The sequence below is a fragment of the Bradyrhizobium ivorense genome (assembly GCF_900696085.1).
Classification (GTDB): Bacteria; Pseudomonadota; Alphaproteobacteria; order Rhizobiales; family Xanthobacteraceae; genus Bradyrhizobium; species Bradyrhizobium ivorense.
On the sequence record NZ_CAADFC020000016.1, the window covers coordinates 475,521 to 496,698 of the forward strand.

Here is a 21,178-nt window from a genome sequence, read left to right on the forward strand (position 1 = left end):
AGAGGTAACGGCTTGAGGGGTAGATTTCTTGGCCGCAGATAGAATTGTTCGAAATGGCGGAGACAGTGTCCGACGAAGTTCTTTGGTCCGCACCACCGTAGGGTGCATCGTCCCTTTTTTCTTGTGAAGGCCGATCCGGGTCGTCAAATCCCGATCCGAATGTGACATGGATTTGGTATGGACCGGCCCCGACCACGGTCCCAAAAAAGTCCTTTCCGCCCTCCGAATCAACAAGCTCTCGGCGCCGGTACGGTGACGGGAACTGGTCGTCGACCCGTCCGATGGCAAGCGATGCGACATCGGGCCTGGCAGCCTACGCCTCGTGACGCTGGCAGAGCCGCGGACGAAGTCGATCGGCTACCGGAGGTTCGCCAAAGAGTGCGGCGACCGATCGTGGACAGCCGCTTGGCAAAGGCAACGGCCCCCCAATAGCTCGTTCAGATGTGGTGCAATCAAGCTGTGAAGGCGTCCGATCGCCGCCAAGGCAACGCAACGACAACTGCATGCTCACTCAACGTGCTACGCGTCGTCGGTACCTGGCGCACCGGCATTGGAGACATCCCTGGATGTATTGGGCCCCGTCAACTGGGTTCCCTTTGGACTACAGAGTCCGCGCGCGCATGTGCGTGGGAGGTCAGATGCTCCGCCAAGCTCGACAGGTGACGCTCGGATGCGGCATGCTTTCGCAGCATCATCTGATAAAGCTTCACGTAATCGGCTGCCATGCGCGTTGCGGAGAAGCGCTCCTCAAAACGGGCGCGCACGGCCTTACGGTCCAGCGCGAGCAAATTTGGCACGGCTTTCACGGCCTCTTCCACGCCATCGACAATGCATCCGGTGATGCCGTCTTCAATGATCTCGGCGACTGACCCTCCGCGAAACGCCAAGATCGGTGTGCCGCATGCCATGGCCTCGATCATGACGAGGCCAAATGGCTCCGGCCAATCAATCGGAAACAGCAGTGCTGCGGCGTTCCCGAGAAATTCCGTCTTTTCGCTCTCATTGATTTCGCCGATGAACTCCACCCCCGGGCCGTCAAGCAGCGGCGCAATCGTATCGCGGAAGTAGGCCTCATCGGCATTGTCGACCTTCGCGGCAATCTTCAACCGCAGCCCTGTTGCGCGCGCAATTGCAATGGCGCGGTCCGGCCGCTTCTCGGGTGAAATTCGCCCGAGGAAGGCGAGATAGCCGCCGCGCGGATGATAGGTCGGCATGTGCAGATCGAGCGGCAGCCCGTGGTGCACGGTTGAGATGAAATTGGCTCGCGACAGGGGCGCGCGCTGCGCGTTGGAGATCGACACCAACGGCATCTCCGGGAAATGGGCGTAGAACGGCAGGTGGTCTCGCAGGTCCTGCCGCCCGTGGAGGGTTGTTAAAGTCCGTCCCGCCTGCGTCCGAAACAGTGGGAAGTGCAAGTAGTCGACGTGGAAGTGGAGGACGTCAAATTCTCCAGCGCGCTCCCGGACCTTGTCGAGCAGCACCATCTGGTGCGGGATGGAATTTTCAACATCTGGGTCGAGACGCAGCGCCCGCGGCGTGCAGGGAACGAGCTCGGCGGAGGTGATAGAGTCCCCACTCGCGAACAGGGTGACCTTGTGCCCCTGTCTGACCAATTCCTCCGTCAGGTAGTGCACCACCCGCTCAGTACCGCCGTAGAGCCGAGGCGGTACGCTCTCGAATAGCGGGGCGATCTGCGCGATTTTCATTCGGTCCTCCGTGCTTCTAATTGGGTGCATCGTTCTCGGCGTCAGGTCTAGCCGGCTCTGGCGAGACGGCTACGCCGACGCGGCAGCGCTATGAACCGCGGCAGGCGCCGGTCGTTCCGTGATGTCGCCATGCGCTGCTATCGTCGAGCGACGCCTTGGGCGCCGCTGTCCGGCACCGAGGGCACCTGTGGTCTTCCGCCCAGCTGCGACCGAAGGCGGGCGGCTAAGCTCAAGATCCTGCGCGCGCGAAGTACCAAACCGGCTGGGAGCTCCGATATTGACACCGAGCGCGGCGAAGCACGGCGGATCACTCGCAGGAAATGACTCCAGAAGCGCCGTGTCGATCACGTCGTTTGGGACTGCCGCTGCCATGGTCACTCTCGTTGGGTAAGTACGTTTGGAGGGACCGGCTGAGACAGCAGGAACTCCTTTTGCATCCGTCTCAACTGGACCCGACCAAGACATGGGTGCGACATTGCAATTTTCGCAAGTGCCTGGAAGGCCTTGAAGAGATACGACCCGCTTCTAATTTCATGGGTAGCCGCGTAGCAATGGCGCGGCACGATCGGGCGCCTGGTACAGGGCCCGGTCATCGGGCACCCGGAAGGTGTCCGGGGTGCTCTTATCCATGTTGCTCAAAGGAGGATATGGCTATGACCACGCTTGATCTTGCTCCCCTGTGGCGAACGACGGTCGGGTTCGATCGCTTGTTCGACCTTCTCGAGGACTCCGGCCAATGGACCGGCGGGGACAACTACCCGCCCTACGACATCAAACGTGTCGGCGAGGACCACTACCAAATCTCGCTGGCTCTTGCGGGCTTCACGCCTGACGAGGTCTCCATCACGGCCGAGCAGAACACGCTGATCGTCGAGGGTCGCAAGGCCGAGAAGGGCAGCCATCAGTACCTCTATCAGGGCATCTCTTCGCGTCCGTTCCGGCGGATGTTCAATCTGGCGGAATACGTGGATGTGAAGGACGCCTGGTTTGAGGATGGCATGCTCAAGATCGATCTGGTGCGTGAGGTTCCCGAGGCGATGAAACCGCGCCGGATTGCGATCAGCACTGGTGACCACCAACAAGTCGAGAACCACCAACAAGTCGAGAACGAGCAGGCGGCGTAATGCCGCTTGCATCTAGGTGCGGTTCGCGGCGCTGTCTCGCCGCGTCGCGAGCCTTTGGAAACAAGAAAGGAGAAACCCTATGGCTATCACCGATCTGATCCCTTGGGGCCGTGGTCGTGATCTGACCACCCGTCGCTCCGAAAGCTACAATCCGGTCCTGACCCTGCATCGGGAGATGAACCGGCTATTCGATGATGTCTTCCGCGGCTTTGATGTCGCGCCGTTTGGCGGCAGCTTTTTGGAGCAGTCGATGAATTGGCCGAGCATCGAGGTCAATGAGACCGACAAGGACGTCAAGGTCACGGCGGAATTGCCGGGCCTCGAGGAGAAAGACGTCCAGGTCGAACTCGCCAACGGCGTCCTCTCGATCAAGGGAGAGAGGAAGACCGAGACGCAAGACAAGGATCGCAAGTTCAGCGAGCGTTACTACGGCCGATTTGAACGACGCATCCCGATCGAAGACGTGGATCAGGACAAGATCTCTGCTGCGTTCAAGAACGGCGTGCTGACGGTCACAATGCCAAAGCTGCCGCAGGCTGAATCCAAGGTGAAGCGGATTGCGATCAACTCGAAATGAACGCGAATGAACGGGAGCGGGTCCCCGCTCCCGTTTTGCCAAAGCCCGGGGGTATGCCCGACCATGGACACCAAGCGGACTTGCAGTTTTGCAGGCGCCGCGGACGTGGTTGCGCATGCGCAGGCCGCGGCTCAACACATTAAGGAGCTGAAAATCGCTTGCACGAACGGCGACAAGAGCGCCGTCCGTCGATTGTTGCGCCAGGCGAGCGAACTCGAGCTGGCTCGAACCATGGTGCGGACCGGTCTCGACTGAGTCCGAGCGCGGCCAAGTTGCGTTCGCGTGCGTCCGGCTTGAGCAGATTATTGGTTGGTTCTTGTGTGCAGCATCGCATCGAGCTTGCCCGACAGTTCCCGGGAGGAAAACGGCTTGCTGAGCAGCATACTGCCGTTCATACGTTTGCCGGTTTCTTCGATGAGATCAGGATAGCCGCTGCAGTACACGACCGGCAGGCCCGGCTGCCGCCGTTGGACTTCAAGTCCGACGTCCAGTCCCGAGACGCCGGGCATCGCGAGATCGATAATCGCCAAATCGACGGCTTGATGGGAGATGGTTGCCAGCGCAGCTTCCAGATTGTCAGCCGCGATTGCCTGGTATCCGAGATCGTCAAGCATGCTCCGCGTCGTTTCGAGCACGCTGGCGTCGTCGTCCACAACAAGGATGTGCTCCTTCGCGCCCACACGTGGAGTTCCCGATTGGCGATCTTCGTGTCCTACCACCGCTTCGGTGGATCGCGGTAAGAGAATCCGCACCACCGTCCCCCGACCAAGCTCGCTTTCAATTTTCACGGCCCCGCCGGACTGGCGGGCAAACCCGTAGACCTGCGACAATCCGAGTCCCGTTCCCTTGCCGGGCTCCTTCGTGGTGAAGAAAGGATCAAAGGCACGGGCCAGAACGTCCGGAGGCATTCCGGTGCCGGTGTCCTTCACTGCGATGGAGACATACTCACCCGGCCTAAGCTCGGCCTGCAGATCCTCCGGGACGCCGTGGAGAACGTTTGTCTTTATCGTAAGAAGTCCGCCGTCGGGCATCGCGTCCCGTGCGTTGATCGCAAGGTTGAGCAACATCAGCTCCAGTTGGGTGACATCGACCAATGCAGGCCAAAGATTCTTGTGCGTGACTACGTCGACGCGAATGGAAGCTCCCAAGGTTCTGGACAACATCTCCGCCACCGTGCCCACGAGTTGATTGACGTCCACGGGCTCCGGTGCGAGATGCTGCTTGCGCGAGAATGTCAGCAACTGCCCGACGAGTTTGGCTCCGCGCTGCGCTCCGTGCATCGCGTTCCGCACATATCGCTGAATGCGTTCATCCTCCACTCGCCGGGCGATCAGCTCAAGATTGCCGATAATCGCCATCAAAAGATTGTTGAAGTCGTGCGCAATCCCGCCTGTCAGTTGCCCGACAGCCTCCATTTTCTGTGCCTGACGCAGCGCAACTTCGGTGCGCTCTCGTTCCACCATTTCGTCTCTCAGCCGCTTGTTCGCTTCCGAGAGCTGCTCGGTCCGCTCCTCAACGCGCCCGCTCGAGCGTGTCGGCCAGCTGCTTCAATTGCCCCAGGTACTGCTCGGCTTGTCGCTGCCGCCGGCGACCGCGCACTGCTGCGAGTACCGCACTCTTGAGAGAGGTCGCGGCCAATGGTCGCTCGAGCACGGTGACATGTCCAAGCAGATCGATCAATTCCGTGAGAGCCGGGCCGTTGTTGCCGGTCCTCAGCGTTAGCAGCACGAATGGAAAATCTGACCATGGTGGCTGATTTGCGATCCAATGGGCCACCGCGCCACGATGCTCGTGCACGAGCGCCTCCTCCGCAACGACCGCGGCGGCTGCATCATTGAGATTGGCCACCAATGCCGAAAGGCTCGGCTGCTCGGAAGCGTGAAGACCAACGTCGCGCAGAGCCGAGCAAACCACGCCGGCATCACGCCCAAACGGCGCCAGCACGAGCACCGGTCCGCTCGGGGTTGGCTCACGAATGTCCATTGCTCCTCGCCGTAAGTAGCGCGCCATGCTGACCGGTATAGATCGGTGAACCCGATAGGACGCCCTGGAATTCCGCCAGAGGCGGGCCGACCCGGATGCCGCGGTTATCGAGCCGGTATTCTCTGATTTCGTCTTCGTGGCGCCCAGTACGCTTCTTCAGAACGGAGATCGCGCGACGGATCTTTCCAGCGGCCTCGAAGAAGCGCAGCAGCAGGACCGTGTCGCTCAGGTAAGTGAGGTCGACACTTGATTGCATCGAACCGATAAGACCGTGCTGCGCAAGCGTCAGGATCGTCACGACGCCGCGATGGTTAAGGTAGGTCAGCATTTCGTGCATCAAGAGCAGCATGAACTGCTCGGCCGGCATGGCGTTCTGATAGCCGCTCAAGCTGTCCAGCACCACGACCCTGACGTTGTCCGCCTCGACCCGCCGGCGAACCATCCCGGTGAGCTCTCCGGGCGAAAGCTCCGCGGGATCGACCTGCTCGAGCACCAGCTGCCCTGATGCGATCGGCCGATCCAGGTGCCAGCCCATGCCGGCTGCACGTTTCATTAGAATTGCCTTGGTCTCATCAAAGGTCACAAAAAGGGCGCGCTCACCACGAGCAAGCGCCGCCATGACGAACTGCATGGCGATGGACGATTTGCCGGAGCCGGACGGCCCCATGAGCAGGGTGCTCGTGCCGCGGTCGAGACCATTGCCCAGCAATTGGTCCAGCTCGCCGATCCCGCTCAGAAGCGGTTCTGCCAGGGGCTTGCCATCGAGGTGCTCGGACGCGATCAGGCGCGGAAACAGAATTATTCCGCCCTTGCGGATGACGAATTCATGGAAACCGCCGCGGAAGCTGCGACCCCGCATCTTGAAGATGCGCAGCCTGCGACGTTCTGCACCATATTGCAGTGCATTGTGCTCGAGCCTGATAACACCGTGAACGAGACTGTGCATATTAAGATCGTCGGCATCGTCGGTGAGGTCGTCCAACAACAGCCCGGTGCAGCCCTCCTGGGCCAGGAAATGCTTCAGCGCAATGACCTGCCTGCGGTAGCGCAGAGGGTTCTGCGCGAGCAGCCTTATCTCGGAGAGGCTGTCAAAAACCACCCGAGCAGGCGCAACCCGCTTCACCTCATCGAAGGTCATTTTCGTCGTTTCGCCGAGCTCCAGGTCCGGAAGCGTAGACGACGGTCTGTTGCTGCTTCGGGTCCAGGCTGAGTTCCGCGGGGACCAGCTCGAAGATTTCGATCCCATCGAGATTCCAGCCGTGGGTTTCGGCCACCTGTCGCAATTCGTCCTTGCTCTCGGACAGCGTGATGTAAAGACAACGCTCCCTTTTGGAGATGCCATCGAGAAGAAACTGCAATGCGAGCGTCGTCTTGCCGGTTCCCGGCTGGCCTTCGATCAAGTGGACGCGGTGCGACGCGTATCCGCCATCGAGGATGCCGTCGAAGCCGGCGATCCCCGTGGAGATCGCCTGCGTTTTGGTGCTGCCTTCAGGAATGTTCATTTGTCTTCCGATCGTCCAGGCGCGCGCCGGCCAGCAGGCGTCGCTCCGCCCGACTGGCATGGCAGGATGTGTGATTGGCGTGGTTCGCGAAGACAATGCCAAAGCCCTTGAGCAGGCACCTTGGCTCGAGCATCTCCCGGAGGGCTATTTTCGTACGAATTTCCGCTGTTCTGTCAAGCCGCTGGAACTGCCGCGGGCCGGAACCCGAATGAGAGGCTTGAGTTACCCGGTTTTCACGGAAAATCTCTGAGCACGACAGTTGCCTGACGGGCCAGAGCAAAGGGACCCGGAAAACTGTGGCTTGGAATCAGTTTGTCGGCACCATTATGCTCCTCTACGCCCTGACGAACCCGGTCGGAGCGATCCCGGTTTTCCTGGCATTGACGGGGCGCGCCGGCGCGGTGAAGACCCACCGGATCATTGTTTTGGCCTGCGCGGCAGTCGCCGTTTTCTTCGTTGGGTCTGCGATGTTCGGGAAGGAGATCTTGGCCTTCTTCAATGTCGGCCTCGATGACTTCCGGATCGCGGGTGGGCTGCTCGTTCTGGTGATCGCGTTCGAAATGTTTCAGGCACAATATGGAAAGTTCATCCCTCGCGCCGACGAGGCGAACTATAGCGAGGTCGACATACATGGTCTGGCCATCACGCCATTTGCGTTTCCCTTGCTGGTGGGGCCGGCCGAGTTGAGCATTATGATCACCCTCTCGAACGATAACCCGGGATGGCTTGGTAAGGCCTTCTTGGCGGCCGCAGCCGTGCTCGCCACCTCACTAATCGGTTTGACATTGTGGATGGCCGCTGCGATCGAGCGCTTCCTGGGGCGGACCGGCATCAGCATTATGACCCGTGTGATGGCCCTCATCATCGCGGCAATCGCCGTGAACTTTATCATGACGGGGATCAAGAGCCAGCTGCCTGGCTTGGTGAGCCGGTAGGAGGCATCCAGTGCCTGCCCGACTACGGCGTGATGTCGTTTCATGAGGATAAGTCTTTGCCACGGAGGTTGGGCGATCGTAGCTCGTCGTCAAATCGATCCCTTATCTCGAGAAGACGCGCCCGGGACTACGCCGCGGAGTTTAAGTCGCTCCTCTTGCCCCGCTCAGCCGCTGCGCGGCTCGCCGCAACAGCCATCCAATCTCGCAGCAATCCTCTGTCCTCCTTGGAAAAGGACGCCCGCCGCTTGAGATCCTCAAGGGTCTCGCCGGGATGGCATCGCTCGAAATCCTGGCGGATCAACGATTCGAGATACGCCGTCTCCGCTTGAGCGGCATCGCCCGACTCGGAACACGAATGAATCGTCATGGAAGCCACTCCCTTCCGCAGTTCTCAGCAGTTGGAGGAACTTGCCGGATTCGATCCGACTTATCTCCATCTCGGCCCTGACACCCAGCCAACATCCGGAACGACGCGACCGCGGAGGCTGACATTGAGACATCCAGCCCGGTCCTGTCATTTAGCAGCCACTCCGAGCAACGAAGCTCGCCGCCCCTGGGATCTAACGCGGACGAGTGGCGTTACTCGCCTCCACTGCTGGAGCGACTCTGACAACGAGTGAGCTGGCGCGTTCGCCGCGCGCAAACGTGAGCTTCACGTCCTGGCCGACACGCGCGAGACCGATTTTGTTACGAAGTTGCGATGCCGTGCGGATCGGACGGTCATCCGCCATGATCACGATATCACCCTTCCTCAAACCTGCCTTGTCAGCCGGAGATCCCGGCGCAACCTCAGCGATCTGCGCCCCCTCGTTGCGTCCTGGATTGGCCGACCGTTGAAGGTCGCGCAGTGACACGCCGATCCGGCCACGCTCGACGCGTCCCTTGTCGACAATCTGCTCCATAACCAGCCGCGCCATATTCGCGGGAATGGCAAACCCGATCCCGACGTTACCTCCACCGGGCGAAATAATCGCCGAGTTGATGCCAACCAACTCGCCGCGAAGATTGACCAGCGCCCCGCCGGAATTTCCCGGGTTGATCGCAGCATCGGTCTGGATGAAGTCCTCAAAGCCTTCATTGCTCAAGCCGGTGCGACCCAACGCACTCACGAGGCCGGACGTGACCGTCTGGCCGAGACCAAACGGATTGCCTATCGCAAGCACGAAATCCCCCACCTCAAGCGCATTACTATCGCCGAAAGGAAGTCCCTCGAGGCCGGCGGGGTTCTGAATTTGCAGCACTGCAACGTCCGTGGGCGGGTCGCGTCCGATCACTTTCGCAGAAAGCTGGCGGCCATCCCTGGTCGTAATCTGAACGACGGAGGCGCCTTCGACGACATGATTGTTGGTCAGAACATAGCCGCGCCGAGCATCGACGATGACTCCCGAACCGGTCGAATTGACTTCCTTCTCGACCTGCCTGGGAATGTCGAAAAACTCACGAAAGAACGGATCGCGGTAAAGCGGATTGTCCTCACGAACACGGCCGTGCACGGAAATATTCACGACCGCCGGCGTCACTTGTCGAACCACCGGCGCCAATGTTGGCACAGAACCGCCCGTCTTCGGGTCCGGCACCTGAGCTATAGCCGGCTGAAACGCGAACAGCGCCACAATCAGAAGCCATGCCAACATCGTGCGCTGACCAAACATCTCGATCACTCTTGCATTGTTGTGGGATCATTAAGTCGAGGCCAGAGGCGCCCGTTGCCATGCTACGATCGGAATTGCCAAGATCGCTGCGGCGTGGCCAAGCAGAACGATGCCCAGAACGGCTTCCGTGACCATCAGAGCGACCTCGGCTGTGCGGCGGCGGCCCAGGGCCGCCGCAACCGCATGGGAACGCCACCGCCACGGGGCGGTTCGTCATCACCGCCTTCGTCGAGCTGGCGCAAGGCTGCAAGTATGTCGCTCAGCCGTACCGAATTGCCGGTGCCGGGGATCTCCCGCAAGTCGGGCCAGGATGCCACCGCGTACATGTCCGACGCCCACGATGACAGGATGATTCGCTTCTCAGGGGTCGACAGCTCCTTGTCGTTGAGGACTTCCGCTGGCGAACCGTAGTGAGCAGCAGGGTGAAAGAATGGATGCGTACCACCGCCATTAAGGTTGACCTTGTTCATGGTCTGCCTCCCTATCACTCCTTTCCAAAGGGATGGTGCTTGCGTTAAGGGCAGCGGCGCGATCCGCGTCGCCACCCGGCATGTGGGTTAGTAAGCATTGATGCTTGATGAGACAAGACATCCGGAAGTGTGACGCAGGTTGGCGCCACATTCAGCCGTCACGCATCAAGTGCCTAAGCCGCCTTCTTCTGCTCGATCTGCGATGAAGCAGCCGCGCCGCTTCCGATCCGGATTTTGCGCGGTTTCATCGCTTCCGGAATCTCTCGAACGAGATCCACGATCAAGAGGCCATCGTGGAACGATGCCTGCTTCACCTGAACGTAGTCGGCAAGACTGAAGACTCTCCGGAACGGTCGCGCCGAAATACCTTGATACAGATACTCGTGCGCGGCACCATCGGACTTCTTGCCTTCGATCGTGAGAGCATTCTGCTCGGCCGTCACGGAGAGATCGTTGGCACCGAAGCCTGCCACGGCCAGCGAGATTCGATAGTGATCCTCGCCGGACCGCTCGATGTTGTACGGCGGGTAGCTGTCCTCGGTCGGCTTGCGCGACATGCCGTCGACGAGGTCGGCCAGATGATCGAAGCCGACGGTGGTGCGCCAAAGTGGCGCAAAATCAAGTGTCCTCATAGCCAAGTCCTCCAGAGAGCAATATGGATACGAAGCAAGGCAGGATGGAGCTTTCGGTTACGGTCGAACGCCCAGTCCAGCGCCTCGTGCCGAGCCCCACCTGGCGCTCGACACACCGCAGTCGCGGTCGAGAAACGAACTAGAACTGTCGCTCCTGAGTTCAAGTGGCCGTGCGCATTTTTTCCTGCAGCAGACGTTCGCCGGAGCTCAGTGACTACGCGGCGAAGCGCTCGGTGAGAGCGCCCTGGCGTAGATCGCTTATCACTCGCTGCTCCCGCTCAATTCGCGCTTGATAGAGCTAGCGCTCTTGCTCGCTTTTTGCAGTTCGGAGAAGGCGCTCGTAGTGGCCGATCACCTTCTGGCTGCCTCGGATGAGGAAGTCGCGGACGCCAGACCCGACCGTTGTGCTTGAGGCCGGGTCGGAGCTCCCGCGCAGCAAATATCTCGCCGAATTCGGTCCGGACATGATTGTCGCTCGCTCTCGACGACCTTGCATAAGCGAGCGAGCGGCCTTCGCGGGCCGCTCACTGACGTTCAGCTTGTCGCCGCCACTCCGGCGGGACCGGGGGTCGGCTGCGGCCAAATACCGGTCGGCGCGGAGGTCGGCGGCAGCAAGATGTCGATCTTCATCGTTGCCGCCGCAGGCTGCCACTTCAGCCACGGCATCGTCTCGAGATACGGGATTGGCGGTAGTGGCAGTCCCGTGAAGGCGCCCTGTGTGGCCTCGGCTCTCGGCGGGCTTTCCACACCGTAAGCACCGAAGGCGGTCAGGGACATTGCGCTGCCCATTACGAGAGAGAGCAGGCGTCGCCGCAGATTGCGGTTGGTCTCCGTTCGGGCGGAGAACGTACGGTGATGGCTCAGCATCTATACTCCTCCAATCGTTCGAAAACAGATCCAGGTAATGGTGACAAAGCTCAGGTAGAACATGAACCGGTGGATCGCGTCCTGCCTCATCCTGAGCTGACGACGATGAGACTTGTTCATGGGCGACTCCGTCTTTGGAAGCGGTCTTCTCTCCTCTCATTGGTCGAGCCCGGCCGTGATCGGCCGGGTTCTATTGTTCAGAAGTCCATGGCGGGAGCTGCCGGAGCTGGTTCAGCCTTATTCGGCTTCTCGGCTACGAGTGCCTCGGTGGTGATCAGCAGCGAAGCTACCGACGCGGCGTCCTGTAAGGCGGTGCGGACGACCTTGGCGGGATCGATCACACCGGCTTTCACCAGGTCCTCGTACTCGCCAGTCGCCGCGTTGAAGCCCCAGTTGTAACTCTGGTGCTCTACAAGCTTGCCGACAACCAGCGAGCCGTCCTCGCCGGCGTTTTGCACGATCTGCCGAGCCGGCATCCGGATGGCGCGGCGAACGATGTCGATGCCGGCCTTCTGATCGGCGTTCGCCGTCTTGATGCCGTCGAGCGCTTTGAGAGAACGCAGAAGGGCAACCCCGCCTCCGGGGAGAATCCCCTCCTCCACCGCCGCGCGAGTAGCATGCATCGCGTCGTCGACACGGTCTTTGCGTTCCTTGACCTCGACCTCCGTTGCACCACCCACACGGATCACTGCGACGCCTCCGGCAAGCTTGGCGAGGCGCTCTTGCAGCTTTTCGCGATCATAGTCGGAGGTCGTCTCCTCGATCTGGAGCCTGATTTGCTGGGCGCGCGCCTCGATATCCTTCTTGGCGCCCGCGCCCCCAACAATGGTGGTGTTGTCCTTGTCAATGACCACCTTCTTGGCGCGCCCGAGCATCTTTACTGTGACCTTTTCCAGCTTGATACCGAGGTCCTCGCTGATGACATTGCCACCGGTCAGGATCGCGATGTCCTCCAGCATGGCCTTGCGACGGTCACCGAAGCCCGGCGCCTTGACGGCCGCGACCTTCAGTCCGCCGCGCAGTCTGTTGACGACCAATGTCGCAAGCGCTTCACCTTCGATGTCCTCCGCGATGATCAGGAGCGGCTTACCGGACTGAACGACCTGCTCCAACAGCGGCAGCATGGTCTGCAAACCGGACAGCTTCTTCTCATGAATCAGAACGTAGGGATCCTCGAGTTCGACGCGCATCTTCTCGGTGTTCGTGACGAAGTATGGCGAGATGTAGCCGCGGTCGAACTGCATGCCCTCGACCACTTCGAGTTCGGTATGCAGGCTCTTGGCCTCCTCGACGGTAATCACGCCCTCATTACCCACCTTGTTCATGGCGTCGGCCAGGAAGCGGCCGATTTCGGTGTCACCATTGGCCGAGATCGTACCCACCTGGGCGATTTCGTCATTGGAGGTGATTTTCCTGGCGTGTGATTTGAGGTCGGAAACGACGGCGTCGACAGCCAGGTCAATGCCCCGCTTCAGATCCATTGGGTTCATGCCGGCGGCGACGGATTTGCTGCCCTCCTTGAAGATGGCCTGAGCGAGCACGGTCGCGGTCGTGGTGCCGTCGCCCGCTAGATCATTGGTCTTTGATGCGACCTCGCGCACCATCTGCGCGCCCATGTTCTCGAACTTGTCCTCCAGTTCGATCTCTTTGGCGACAGTCACGCCATCTTTGGTGATGCGCGGCGCGCCGAACGATTTCTCGATCACGACGTTGCGCCCCTTCGGACCGAGTGTGACCTTCACCGCGTTTGCCAGTGTGTCGACGCCCCGCAGCATGCGCTCTCGGGCCTCGGTTGCGAACTTCACGTCCTTGGCAGCCATTTTGATCTCTCCTTTCCTCTATGACTGTCAGCGCACTATGCTGCCTTCTTGAGGGTGCCCGCCTCGTCCATGACACCCAGAAGGTCGCTTTCCTTCATGATCAGGAATTCCTCGCCGTCGATCTTGACCTCTGTACCAGACCACTTGCCGAACAGGACGCGGTCACCGGGCTTGACGTCGAGTTGAACGAGCTGGCCCTGTTCGTTGCGTGCGCCGGGGCCAGTGGCGACGATCTCGCCCTGCTGCGGCTTCTCCTTTGCGGTGTCTGGAATGATGATGCCGCCGGCGGTTTTCTCTTCGGCGTCGAGACGTCGCACGAGCACGCGATCGTGCAAGGGACGGAAATGCATGCACATCCTCCTTGGGTAGGTTCAGCGATGTCCAAAACCGGGTCCATAACGGCCCCCGGGCGAAAATCCACCTAGGAGCGAGGGTTCTACTTTCAAGAGGAAGGAAGCAATTTTTTTTGCGGCGAAGGCCGGCTCGTCGATATCGTTTGCGGCTCGCAACCCGGAGTATTCCCTACGTCCAGAGTCGCTCGCCGCACGTTGAAAATTGAGACCATCAAACCGAGATGTTGTCTCGGCTGCAGAACAACTCTGCGCAGCAAATTGGAGCATCGTCGAAAGGAGGATAACCAGCGATGCGGAGCTTAATGGTACTTGCTGCTCTGCTCGGGATGGTGGTTTCGCTGCAGGCGAAAGAAGCGGATTCGTCGCGAGCAGTGCGAAGCCCCGAGGCCACCGTTAAGCAGCTTGTCAGTGATCAAAGCGGCCAGCCTGCGGGCAAGCCCGCAAGAACAAGGTCCGATGGCCGTAAGAACCGTGATTTCTCGGCGGAGATCATCGTGCCTGATATCTGCACCGGCTGCTGATCGATCGATCAGCAGCCGGCCAACGGCTTCTGTTTGCTTCTAGTATGCGCTCGCTGAAGCAGCCTCAAGCTCCGGAAGGCGTGCGCAGAGCATCTGCTTGATACGCTTCAACGCACGCTGCTCGATCTGGCGGATACGCTCACGAGAGATACCGAAGGTATTGGCAAGATCGTCAAGCGTTCTTTGCTCTTCAGCCATGTAACGGGCTTCGACGATGGTGCGTTCTCGCGGAGAAAGCGCACTCAGCGCCTCCAAGAGTGCGGCCTTCTGCCGTTCTCGATCTCCGGCCTCAACGAGCAGGGTTTCAGGATCAGGAGATGAATCGGCGACTCTGTCCTGCCACTGTTCGCCTTCTTCGTCACTGAGCTGAACATTCAGTGTCATGTCGCCACGGATCCGCCCGTTCATCTCGACGACGTCGGTTTCCTTGACCTGAAGATGGTCAGAGATCTGCTTCACCAGCTCCGGCGAAAGCTCGCCATCGTCCGGCGCACCAAGGCGTCTTTTCAGCTTTCGAAGGTTAAAAAACAGCTTCTTTTGCGCCGTGGTTGTGCCGAGCTTGACCAGCGACCACGATCTCAAGACGAATTCCTGCACGGACGCCTTGATCCACCAAGCGGCATAGGTCGCCAGGCGAAATCCCTTCTCAGGGTCGAACCGCTTGACGGCCAGCATCAATCCGACGTTGGCTTCCGAGATGAGGTCGGCGATGGGCAATCCATAGCGCCGATATTTCAGCGCGATCTTGGCAGCCAGTCGCAGATGGCTTGTCACGAGCCGGTAGGCAGCTTCGCGATCACCAGAATCCCGAAGACGCCTCGCATACATCACTTCTTCGGATGCATCGAGCAGCGGGAAGCTACGGATCTCTTGCAGATACCGGGACAAGGCGGCTTCCGAATGGATGGCAGGCAGGGCTGACTTGATTGACATGACTTGCCCTCCTTCAGAAGCCAAAGCCGCTCTTGAGTTCGAACGGGCTGCCAAAGGGAAGATGCAACCGCGCGAGCCCACCGAGGTGAGCGAGACCGGTGGACTGCAAGGTGAAGGGACAGGTGGCTTTCATATCCAAATCCTCCATGGAGCAAAATGGTACGACCCGCCGGGTTGCCTGACCTTGGTTGGGCCCAAAGGGCGCCCAGCGACACTCAGGCCGGCGGCGCCAAAAGAACTGCGAAGCGAATGGGTTGTTCCCCATTTCGACTAGCCATTAGTCGGAAAAATCGTCCTCATTTCGCAAGATCATTGACCACCGTACCGGCACCGCCGGCAGGACGAGGAGACGAGCCCAACGAGTGGAGCTTACCGTCCCGCCCGGCGCCACCCGCCCGATCGAGGTGAAGCGCAAATCCGCTTGCCCCTGGCCCCTCGAGCCCGGCGCGGAGCTGCATGCTCGGGATCAGGTAATCGCCACCATTCTGTCGCCGGTACGGAATGGGCGCTGCGGTTGCGAGCGCGCGCATCCGCTTGCGCAGGGCTTCGGCAATCGGCGCAAAACCGGAATGGTCGAGCCGGTCCGCCCGATAGACCACGAACGGCGGAAGGACGTCATAACCCGGATAGTGGAGAATGCCGTGATTGATGGGAAAGAGCAGGTCGTCGATCGGCCCGTTGATGCCGCGACTGGAATAGTGCTCCTCCCAGCCGCCGGCGGTCACGACCAGCATCGCGCGCTTGCCCTTCAAGGTTCCGTCGCCATAGCGATCGCCCCACCGCTTGTCGCTATGTTCGCCGACCCCATAGGCAAAGCCGTAGGCGAACACCCGGTCGACCCAGCCCTTGAGGATCGCCGGCATCGAAAACCACCACAGCGGAAATTGCAGAATCAGGACATCCGCCCACAGCAGCTTTTCGATCTCGGCTCTCACGTCGCCGGTCAACGTGGCGGCCTCAAAAGCCTGCTTGGAGGCCGCGGCCGGCTTGAGCTGCTCACCTTGGGCCAACGACGGAAAGTCGGCCCGGTCGACCTCCGATTTCCAGCCCCGGGCATACAGATCCGACACCTGCACATCGTGGCCGAGCCGCCTGAGCTCCCTGACAGCGACGTCTAGCAGCGCGCCGTTCAGCGAGCGCGGCTCCGGATGGGCGAAGACAATCAACACTTTCATGACAGCACTTCCTGATGAGTGACGTTGATCAGGTGGCACGCGAAGCCGCGATCCGGTAGATACAGACAATGGATAGGATTATGCCGAAAAATGGATAAATCAGAAGTTACGCTGGAGCGCATGCGCAGCTTCGTCCGGGTCGCCGAACGGGGCAATCTATCCGCGGTCGCGCGCGAACTGGGAGTCGGCCAGTCCACGGTGACGCGCCATTTGCGGGAGCTGGAAGACGCGGTCGGCGTGGCATTGCTCGGCAGAACCACGCGCCGGGTGACAATAACTGAAGAGGGGGCGCGCTACTATCGCCACTGCGTCCAGATCCTCCGCCAGGTCGATCTGGCGGGCGAGGAGGCGCGCAGCACACGCGGCGCGGCAGCCGGTACAGTGCGCATCTCCTGCACCGCGGCCTTCGGAGTGCTGCACGTGAGCCGTTTCATATTCGCGTTTCAGGATCGCTACCCTGACATCGTGGTTGATCTCAGCTTCACCGATGAACGGATCGACCTCGTGCGCGAAGGGGTCGATATCGCCATCCGGCTCGGGCCACCCGGTGATAGCTCGATGAAGCTGAAAGCCCTGGGCCAATCCCGGCGCGTGCTCGTTGCCGCACCTCACTATCTCGCCGCCCGCGGCAAGCCAGCACGCCCGCACGAGCTAGTCGGCCACGAAGGTGTCAGGATGTCCAACATCGCAGGGAGCGATCTGCTCGTACTCCATGGTCGCCGCGGCGGCCGCCACGTGGTGCCGTTCGGTGGCCATTTGCGCGTCGATCATGGACTCGCCGCGCGAGAAGCGCTGGCCGCGGGACGCGGGATAGCGCCCGCGCACCTATGGCTCGTGGAGGATCTCATTGCTGCCAACAAGCTCGAAGTGGTGTTGCCTGACTTCTCCCCGCCTCCGGTTCCGCTGAACATGCTGCTCGTACCCGAGCGGACGGGCATCTCCCGGGTGCGCCTGCTGGCCGACCACCTCGCCGAGCAGATCGCACGTACGCCCGGCATTGAGAAGCCGGCGGTCGGTGGCAGGATGTGAAGTCCCTCGAGCTTCGTCGAGCCGTGGCCAGGCACGGCGGAAGTGTAGTTCCTTTTTCGCTTGGTACTCGATTTGGGCGTGGTTCTCGACTTGGGCGCGCCCGACATCAGGCCTTGAAACTGACCGAGCCCGTTCTAATTCCAAGAGTGCAGCGCGCTCGGTGCGCTGCTCCGGGTGCCTTCTGAGGACCCGGTTATCGGGCGCCGGATACGGTGTCCGTGCGCTCGTAACCATATTGCTCGAAAGGAGGATGTGGCTATGACCACCTTTGACTTCAGCCCGCTCTGGCGATCGACCGTTGGTTTCGATCGCGTGTTCGATCTGCTCGAAGATTCCGCCCAATGGACGGGCGACAACTATCCGCCCTACAATATCGAGCGGACGGATGAGGACCACTATCAGATCTCGCTCGCTCTGGCCGGCTTCTCCCCCGACGAGGTGACCATCACGGCGGAGCAGAACGTGCTGACCGTCGAGGGCCGCAAGGCCGACAAGGGCCCCCATCAGTTCCTGTACCAGGGAATCTCGTCCCGCCCGTTCCGGCGGCAGTTCAACCTGGCCGAATACGTCCAGGTGAAGGGCGCTTCCCTCGTGGACGGCATGCTCAAGATCGAGCTTATCCGTGAGGTCCCTGAGGCCATGAAGCCGCGCCAGGTTCCGATCAAGGCCGGCAACGACAACCAGAAGCTCGAGCACAAGCAGATGGCCTAGGCCTTTGCCCGACGATTCTTTCTCGCCGCGCGGCCCGTTCCGCGCGACGAGGGAGCCTGCCTCCATTGGCCGGACAACCAGTGCTGTTTGACAACTTCGACGCACAAGATTTCGGAAGACAGCCATGGAAACTTGGACCTCAACGAACCTCCAGCAGATCGAGCACAGGCTACTTGCAGCGTTCGAACGCCACGGCCGTGATGGCCGAGCCATGACGCTCGAGAGCCTGGCCGCCAGCACCGGCATGGTTGGGCGCGCAAACGAACTGGCACTTGCCTTGAAGCATCTCGCGGCGCGTGGGCTCATCAGGCGAGCGGGCGAAGATCCGATACCCGGCACTGCAATCGCATTTCGTCTTGCCAGGCCGATGTCGTGCGGCCGGATCGACAAGGCGGAAGACCAACCCGCAGCGACCGGCTCGCCTTCAAGTCCAGCGGAGCCGACGAGATCGCGTGAGGCGGCGAAATCAGCACCGCCACTCCAGGCCAGCGTCCCAGCAAAGTAAACTGCGAAAGACAGGTGCGTTCATATTCTGGAACCGAGCTGCGAACGCAGACGTTGTCTGCTCGGTCAACCGGGTTGTGACGGAGATGGACGACTATCGAGATCTGATGACTGCTAGCCTTGCGCTCGTGTGTGCCGGCATCATGTTGCTTGCGGGCCAGCTCTATATCGAGCACCATCCTGTACAAGACAGCCAGCGAGTCCATTCCCAGCCGCAGCCTCCGGCCCTGGTCTCGCACGCGCCCTCTCCACACGAGAACACGGCTGGGCCGCGCCAAGGCATTGAGATGGACAGCACTAGTTGAGCGCGTGGCAGTCTGCCGATCTGCACAATCCTGTTTAAACCGCCCGCAGGCTTTCCTTGGGCATCTCCCGGATCAGCGCGTCGATGTCGCCCTGCTCCAATGTTTCCTTTTCCAGGAGCTTCTGGGCCGCGCGGTCGAGGATCGAACGGCGCGTCGTCAATATGCCTTCGGACCGCTCAAGAATGCGATCGACAATGTCCTTGACCTCGCGATCGACAGCGGCAGCGGTTTCCTCCGCATAATCACGCTCACGGACCGGATAAGGCCGGTCCGCATTCGCCAGGAAATTGCCGGGGTCGCGGTCATAGGCGACGCTGCCGAGCTTTTCCGACATGCCGTAGCGCGTCACCATGCTGCGGGCGATGTCCGTGACGCGGCGCAGGTCATCCGCCGCCCCCGTTGAGAGGTGACCGAAGACGATCGATTCCGCCGCTCGGCCGCCCAGCAGGACCGCCATCTTGTTCTCGAGCTCCTCCTTGGTCATCAGGAAGCGATCTTCAATAGGGCGTTGAATGGTGTATCCGAGGGCGCCGACCCCCCGAGGGATGATCGAGACCTTGTGCACTGGGTCGACGCCGGGCAGCGAGAGCGCGACCAGCGCGTGACCCATTTCGTGATACGCGACGATTTCCCGCTCTTTGGGATTGAGCAGTCGATTGCGCTTTTCCAGGCCGGCGATCATGCGCTCGACGGCATTGTTGAAGTCACTCATGCTCACGGAATCGCCACCGCGTCTTGTCGCCAGAAGGGCCGCCTCGTTGACCAAATTGGCGAGGTCGGCGCCGGTAAACCCTGGTGTCAGTGCGGCGACAGCGTCCGCCGCCGCGTCAGGCGCGACCCGCACCTTCTTCATATGAACCTTGAGAATCTCGATGCGACCTTTCTTGTCCGGGCGATCCACCAGCACTTGGCGATCGAAGCGGCCCGCCCGCAGCAGAGCGGGATCAAGGATTTCCGGCCGGTTGGTCGCGGCCAGGATGACAAGGCCTGAACGGGAATCGAAGCCGTCGAGTTCGACCAGGAGCTGGTTCAGCGTCTGTTCCTTCTCGTCATGTCCGCTGGCAAAGGGGCCGATGCCGCGGGCCCGGCCCAGAGCGTCGAGTTCGTCGATGAAGATAATCGCAGGCGCCTTTTCGTGCGCCTGTTGAAACAAATCCCGCACGCGCGCGGCACCGACGCCGACGAACATTTCCACGAACTCCGACCCCGAGATTGAGAAGAACGGCACCCTGGCTTCGCCAGCCACCGCTTTCGCCAGTAGCGTCTTGCCGGTTCCGGGCGGCCCGACCAGCAGCACGCCTTTGGGCATGCGACCACCGAGCCGGCCATAGTCGGTGGGGTTCTTCAGGAAATCGACAACCTCCCGAAGTTCGTCCTTGGCTTCGTCGACCCCAGCAACGTCAGCAAAGGTGATGCCGGTGTTGGATTCGACGTAGATCTTGGCCTTGCTCTTGCCGATTTGCATCAGCCCGCCGCCAAGACCCCCGCCTTGTGCTATGCGCTGGCCGATATACCACCAGATGCCGAAGAACAGCAGAACCGGCACGATCCATGAGAGCAGGTCGCGAACGAACGTGCTCTCGAGTTGCCCGGTGAAACGCACGTGGTATTTTTCAAGCTCCTGTGCCACGTCCTGGTCGACGCGCGTGGTCATGAATTGCTTCTGACCTCCAGGCAGCGGCTCCTTCAGGATCCCCTGTACGGAGCGATCGGAGATGCCGACGCTGTCAACCCTTCCGTCGCGGAGCAGTTGCTGGTACTCGCTGTAGGGGATAACGGCGATCCTGTTCGCCGTTACCACCGCGTACTCGATGAAGAACAGCGCACAGAGGGCAAAAATCGCGTAGGCGACGTTGAATCGGCTCTTTTTGGTCATGCATAAAGCTCGAGTTGTCTCCGGAACAACCGGAGAGGACGAGCTTGGTTTCAGCAGTCAGCGTCGTGTTACTCGGCTGCTCGGTCGGACGCCGGATGCATGCGTGCAGACCTCGACAGAAGGCCCGGCGGGGGCCGAGCCTTGTTGTCATCACCAGTACCAGAACGGATAAACCGGCCGATAGTAGCGAACCACCCGGTACGGGGGGCCGTAGTAGTAGGGTGGTGGGCCGTAGACCGGTCCATAGTAGACCGGGGGTGCTGTGGCAGCCGCCAGTGTTCCGGCGAACAATCCGACAGCAAGTCCGGGCCCAATTCCCGGACCGCCCCAGCCATGGTGATGCCAATGAGCGGCCGAAGCAGGGGCAACCGATCCAATGAGGAGCGTTGCCGCCGCGACGACTGCAAGAGCAAGCTTTCTCATGTCCCTTTCCTCAACTTCTTAAGCGCTCCGCGCGCTTGCTTGTTTTATCGTGCTCCAATTAGCCGAAGCTCGGTTCGGCT

The 21,178-nt window shown here is 60.7% G+C and carries 22 protein-coding genes and 1 pseudogene; 8 read left to right on the forward strand and 15 right to left on the reverse strand.

The features are described from left to right. Nucleotides 1-581: 581 nt before the first annotated feature. Nucleotides 582-1,706: a glycosyltransferase family 4 protein gene (locus CI41S_RS22080; RefSeq protein ID WP_139861566.1), complete on the reverse strand. Its 1,125-nt coding sequence runs from the start codon at nt 1,704-1,706 to the stop codon at nt 582-584. Nucleotides 1,707-2,359: 653 nt separating this feature from the next. Between CI41S_RS22080 and CI41S_RS22085 the strand changes: the two genes are divergently transcribed. The 3 genes from CI41S_RS22085 to CI41S_RS22095 all read left to right on the forward strand — a co-directional run bounded on the left by CI41S_RS22085 (nt 2,360) and on the right by CI41S_RS22095 (nt 3,662). Continuing rightward, nucleotides 2,360-2,830 (forward strand): Hsp20 family protein, encoded by a 471-nt coding sequence (locus CI41S_RS22085; protein ID WP_139861567.1) that lies wholly within the window; start codon nt 2,360-2,362, stop codon nt 2,828-2,830. A 79-nt stretch (nt 2,831-2,909) separates the two neighbouring features. After that, on the forward strand, nt 2,910-3,407 hold the full coding sequence (locus tag CI41S_RS22090) for an Hsp20/alpha crystallin family protein (RefSeq protein WP_139862106.1): 498 nt from the start codon (nt 2,910-2,912) through the stop codon (nt 3,405-3,407). A 63-nt stretch (nt 3,408-3,470) separates the two neighbouring features. Further along, nucleotides 3,471-3,662: a hypothetical protein gene (locus CI41S_RS22095; protein WP_139861568.1), complete on the forward strand. Its 192-nt coding sequence runs from the start codon at nt 3,471-3,473 to the stop codon at nt 3,660-3,662. A 47-nt stretch (nt 3,663-3,709) separates the two neighbouring features. Here CI41S_RS22095 and CI41S_RS22100 read toward each other — a convergent pair whose 3' ends face one another. The 3 genes and pseudogenes from CI41S_RS22100 to CI41S_RS22110 all read right to left on the reverse strand — a co-directional run bounded on the left by CI41S_RS22100 (nt 3,710) and on the right by CI41S_RS22110 (nt 6,892). Further along, a complete protein-coding gene (locus CI41S_RS22100; protein WP_139861569.1) occupies nt 3,710-4,870 on the reverse strand; it encodes an ATP-binding protein in 1,161 nt (386 codons plus the stop codon). A 49-nt stretch (nt 4,871-4,919) separates the two neighbouring features. Further along, nucleotides 4,920-5,390 (reverse strand): hypothetical protein, encoded by a 471-nt coding sequence (locus CI41S_RS22105; protein ID WP_139861570.1) that lies wholly within the window; start codon nt 5,388-5,390, stop codon nt 4,920-4,922. Further along, a pseudogene (locus CI41S_RS22110) lies at nt 5,377-6,892 on the reverse strand (ATPase domain-containing protein). The gene CI41S_RS22105 and the pseudogene CI41S_RS22110 overlap by 14 nt, the downstream one beginning before the upstream one ends. Nucleotides 6,893-7,188: 296 nt before the next feature. Between CI41S_RS22110 and CI41S_RS22115 the strand changes: the two are divergent. After that, nucleotides 7,189-7,827, forward strand: coding sequence for a MarC family protein (locus CI41S_RS22115; RefSeq protein WP_229174182.1), 639 nt, complete (start codon nt 7,189-7,191; stop codon nt 7,825-7,827). Nucleotides 7,828-7,954: 127 nt separating this feature from the next. On the opposite strand, the gene CI41S_RS22120 is transcribed toward CI41S_RS22115, so the two are convergent. The 7 genes from CI41S_RS22120 to groES all read right to left on the reverse strand — a co-directional run bounded on the left by CI41S_RS22120 (nt 7,955) and on the right by groES (nt 13,618). Continuing rightward, a complete protein-coding gene (locus tag CI41S_RS22120) occupies nt 7,955-8,194 on the reverse strand; it encodes a hypothetical protein (protein ID WP_139861571.1) in 240 nt (79 codons plus the stop codon). A gap of 193 nt (nt 8,195-8,387) precedes the next feature. Then, nucleotides 8,388-9,479 carry a trypsin-like peptidase domain-containing protein gene (locus tag CI41S_RS22125; protein ID WP_139862108.1) on the reverse strand — a complete coding sequence of 364 codons (1,092 nt, stop codon included), beginning with the start codon at nt 9,477-9,479 and terminating at the stop codon, nt 8,388-8,390. Nucleotides 9,480-9,613: 134 nt separating this feature from the next. Then, the gene (locus tag CI41S_RS22130) at nt 9,614-9,949 is read right to left on the reverse strand and encodes a hypothetical protein (protein ID WP_139861572.1); all 336 of its coding nucleotides are present in this window, start codon (nt 9,947-9,949) and stop codon (nt 9,614-9,616) included. 173 nt (nt 9,950-10,122) lie between these two features. After that, entirely contained in the window at nt 10,123-10,581 is a 459-nt protein-coding gene (locus CI41S_RS22135; RefSeq protein ID WP_139861573.1) for an Hsp20 family protein, read from the reverse strand. Between the two features lie 534 nt (nt 10,582-11,115). Then, nucleotides 11,116-11,448: a hypothetical protein gene (locus CI41S_RS22140; protein ID WP_139861574.1), complete on the reverse strand. Its 333-nt coding sequence runs from the start codon at nt 11,446-11,448 to the stop codon at nt 11,116-11,118. Nucleotides 11,449-11,645: 197 nt separating this feature from the next. Further along, nucleotides 11,646-13,268, reverse strand: a complete 1,623-nt coding sequence (gene groL / locus CI41S_RS22145; RefSeq protein ID WP_139861575.1) for a chaperonin GroEL — start codon at nt 13,266-13,268, stop codon at nt 11,646-11,648. Nucleotides 13,269-13,303: 35 nt separating this feature from the next. After that, the gene (groES, locus tag CI41S_RS22150; RefSeq protein WP_172628135.1) at nt 13,304-13,618 is read right to left on the reverse strand and encodes a co-chaperone GroES; all 315 of its coding nucleotides are present in this window, start codon (nt 13,616-13,618) and stop codon (nt 13,304-13,306) included. A gap of 293 nt (nt 13,619-13,911) precedes the next feature. On the opposite strand from groES, the gene CI41S_RS22155 reads away from it, so the two are divergent. Then, complete coding sequence (locus tag CI41S_RS22155) at nt 13,912-14,142, forward strand: hypothetical protein (RefSeq protein WP_139861577.1); 231 nt, start codon at nt 13,912-13,914, stop codon at nt 14,140-14,142. A 39-nt stretch (nt 14,143-14,181) separates the two neighbouring features. Here CI41S_RS22155 and rpoH read toward each other — a convergent pair whose 3' ends face one another. Then, nucleotides 14,182-15,075: an RNA polymerase sigma factor RpoH gene (gene rpoH / locus CI41S_RS22160; protein ID WP_172628136.1), complete on the reverse strand. Its 894-nt coding sequence runs from the start codon at nt 15,073-15,075 to the stop codon at nt 14,182-14,184. A 296-nt stretch (nt 15,076-15,371) separates the two neighbouring features. Then, a complete protein-coding gene (locus CI41S_RS22165; RefSeq protein ID WP_139861579.1) occupies nt 15,372-16,250 on the reverse strand; it encodes an NAD(P)H-dependent oxidoreductase in 879 nt (292 codons plus the stop codon). 90 nt (nt 16,251-16,340) lie between these two features. Between CI41S_RS22165 and CI41S_RS22170 the strand changes: the two genes are divergently transcribed. The 3 genes from CI41S_RS22170 to CI41S_RS22180 all read left to right on the forward strand — a co-directional run bounded on the left by CI41S_RS22170 (nt 16,341) and on the right by CI41S_RS22180 (nt 18,495). Beyond that, a complete protein-coding gene (locus tag CI41S_RS22170) occupies nt 16,341-17,279 on the forward strand; it encodes a LysR family transcriptional regulator (RefSeq protein WP_139861580.1) in 939 nt (312 codons plus the stop codon). 258 nt (nt 17,280-17,537) lie between these two features. Further along, a complete protein-coding gene (locus CI41S_RS22175) occupies nt 17,538-17,990 on the forward strand; it encodes an Hsp20 family protein (protein ID WP_139861581.1) in 453 nt (150 codons plus the stop codon). 124 nt (nt 17,991-18,114) lie between these two features. Next, a complete protein-coding gene (locus CI41S_RS22180; RefSeq protein ID WP_139861582.1) occupies nt 18,115-18,495 on the forward strand; it encodes a hypothetical protein in 381 nt (126 codons plus the stop codon). A gap of 338 nt (nt 18,496-18,833) precedes the next feature. Here CI41S_RS22180 and ftsH read toward each other — a convergent pair whose 3' ends face one another. After that, a complete protein-coding gene (ftsH, locus tag CI41S_RS22190) occupies nt 18,834-20,675 on the reverse strand; it encodes an ATP-dependent zinc metalloprotease FtsH (protein WP_139861584.1) in 1,842 nt (613 codons plus the stop codon). Nucleotides 20,676-20,825: 150 nt separating this feature from the next. Next, the gene (locus tag CI41S_RS22195; RefSeq protein WP_139861585.1) at nt 20,826-21,098 is read right to left on the reverse strand and encodes a hypothetical protein; all 273 of its coding nucleotides are present in this window, start codon (nt 21,096-21,098) and stop codon (nt 20,826-20,828) included. Nucleotides 21,099-21,178 lie beyond the last annotated feature (80 nt).

Coding starts and splice junctions, on each gene's coding strand:
- CI41S_RS22080 (WP_139861566.1), bottom strand. CDS start 1,706: ATGAAAATCGCGCAGATCGCCCCGCTATTCGAGAGCGTACCGCCTCGG.
- CI41S_RS22085 (WP_139861567.1), top strand. CDS start 2,360: ATGACCACGCTTGATCTTGCTCCCCTGTGGCGAACGACGGTCGGGTTC.
- CI41S_RS22090 (WP_139862106.1), top strand. CDS start 2,910: ATGGCTATCACCGATCTGATCCCTTGGGGCCGTGGTCGTGATCTGACC.
- CI41S_RS22095 (WP_139861568.1), top strand. CDS start 3,471: ATGGACACCAAGCGGACTTGCAGTTTTGCAGGCGCCGCGGACGTGGTT.
- CI41S_RS22100 (WP_139861569.1), bottom strand. CDS start 4,870: ATGGTGGAACGAGAGCGCACCGAAGTTGCGCTGCGTCAGGCACAGAAA.
- CI41S_RS22105 (WP_139861570.1), bottom strand. CDS start 5,390: ATGGACATTCGTGAGCCAACCCCGAGCGGACCGGTGCTCGTGCTGGCG.
- CI41S_RS22120 (WP_139861571.1), bottom strand. CDS start 8,194: ATGACGATTCATTCGTGTTCCGAGTCGGGCGATGCCGCTCAAGCGGAG.
- CI41S_RS22125 (WP_139862108.1), bottom strand. CDS start 9,479: ATGTTTGGTCAGCGCACGATGTTGGCATGGCTTCTGATTGTGGCGCTG.
- CI41S_RS22130 (WP_139861572.1), bottom strand. CDS start 9,949: ATGAACAAGGTCAACCTTAATGGCGGTGGTACGCATCCATTCTTTCAC.
- CI41S_RS22135 (WP_139861573.1), bottom strand. CDS start 10,581: ATGAGGACACTTGATTTTGCGCCACTTTGGCGCACCACCGTCGGCTTC.
- CI41S_RS22140 (WP_139861574.1), bottom strand. CDS start 11,448: ATGCTGAGCCATCACCGTACGTTCTCCGCCCGAACGGAGACCAACCGC.
- groL (WP_139861575.1), bottom strand. CDS start 13,268: ATGGCTGCCAAGGACGTGAAGTTCGCAACCGAGGCCCGAGAGCGCATG.
- groES (WP_172628135.1), bottom strand. CDS start 13,618: ATGCATTTCCGTCCCTTGCACGATCGCGTGCTCGTGCGACGTCTCGAC.
- CI41S_RS22155 (WP_139861577.1), top strand. CDS start 13,912: ATGCGGAGCTTAATGGTACTTGCTGCTCTGCTCGGGATGGTGGTTTCG.
- rpoH (WP_172628136.1), bottom strand. CDS start 15,075: ATGTCAATCAAGTCAGCCCTGCCTGCCATCCATTCGGAAGCCGCCTTG.
- CI41S_RS22165 (WP_139861579.1), bottom strand. CDS start 16,250: ATGAAAGTGTTGATTGTCTTCGCCCATCCGGAGCCGCGCTCGCTGAAC.
- CI41S_RS22170 (WP_139861580.1), top strand. CDS start 16,341: ATGGATAAATCAGAAGTTACGCTGGAGCGCATGCGCAGCTTCGTCCGG.
- CI41S_RS22175 (WP_139861581.1), top strand. CDS start 17,538: ATGACCACCTTTGACTTCAGCCCGCTCTGGCGATCGACCGTTGGTTTC.
- CI41S_RS22180 (WP_139861582.1), top strand. CDS start 18,115: ATGGAAACTTGGACCTCAACGAACCTCCAGCAGATCGAGCACAGGCTA.
- ftsH (WP_139861584.1), bottom strand. CDS start 20,675: ATGACCAAAAAGAGCCGATTCAACGTCGCCTACGCGATTTTTGCCCTC.
- CI41S_RS22195 (WP_139861585.1), bottom strand. CDS start 21,098: ATGAGAAAGCTTGCTCTTGCAGTCGTCGCGGCGGCAACGCTCCTCATT.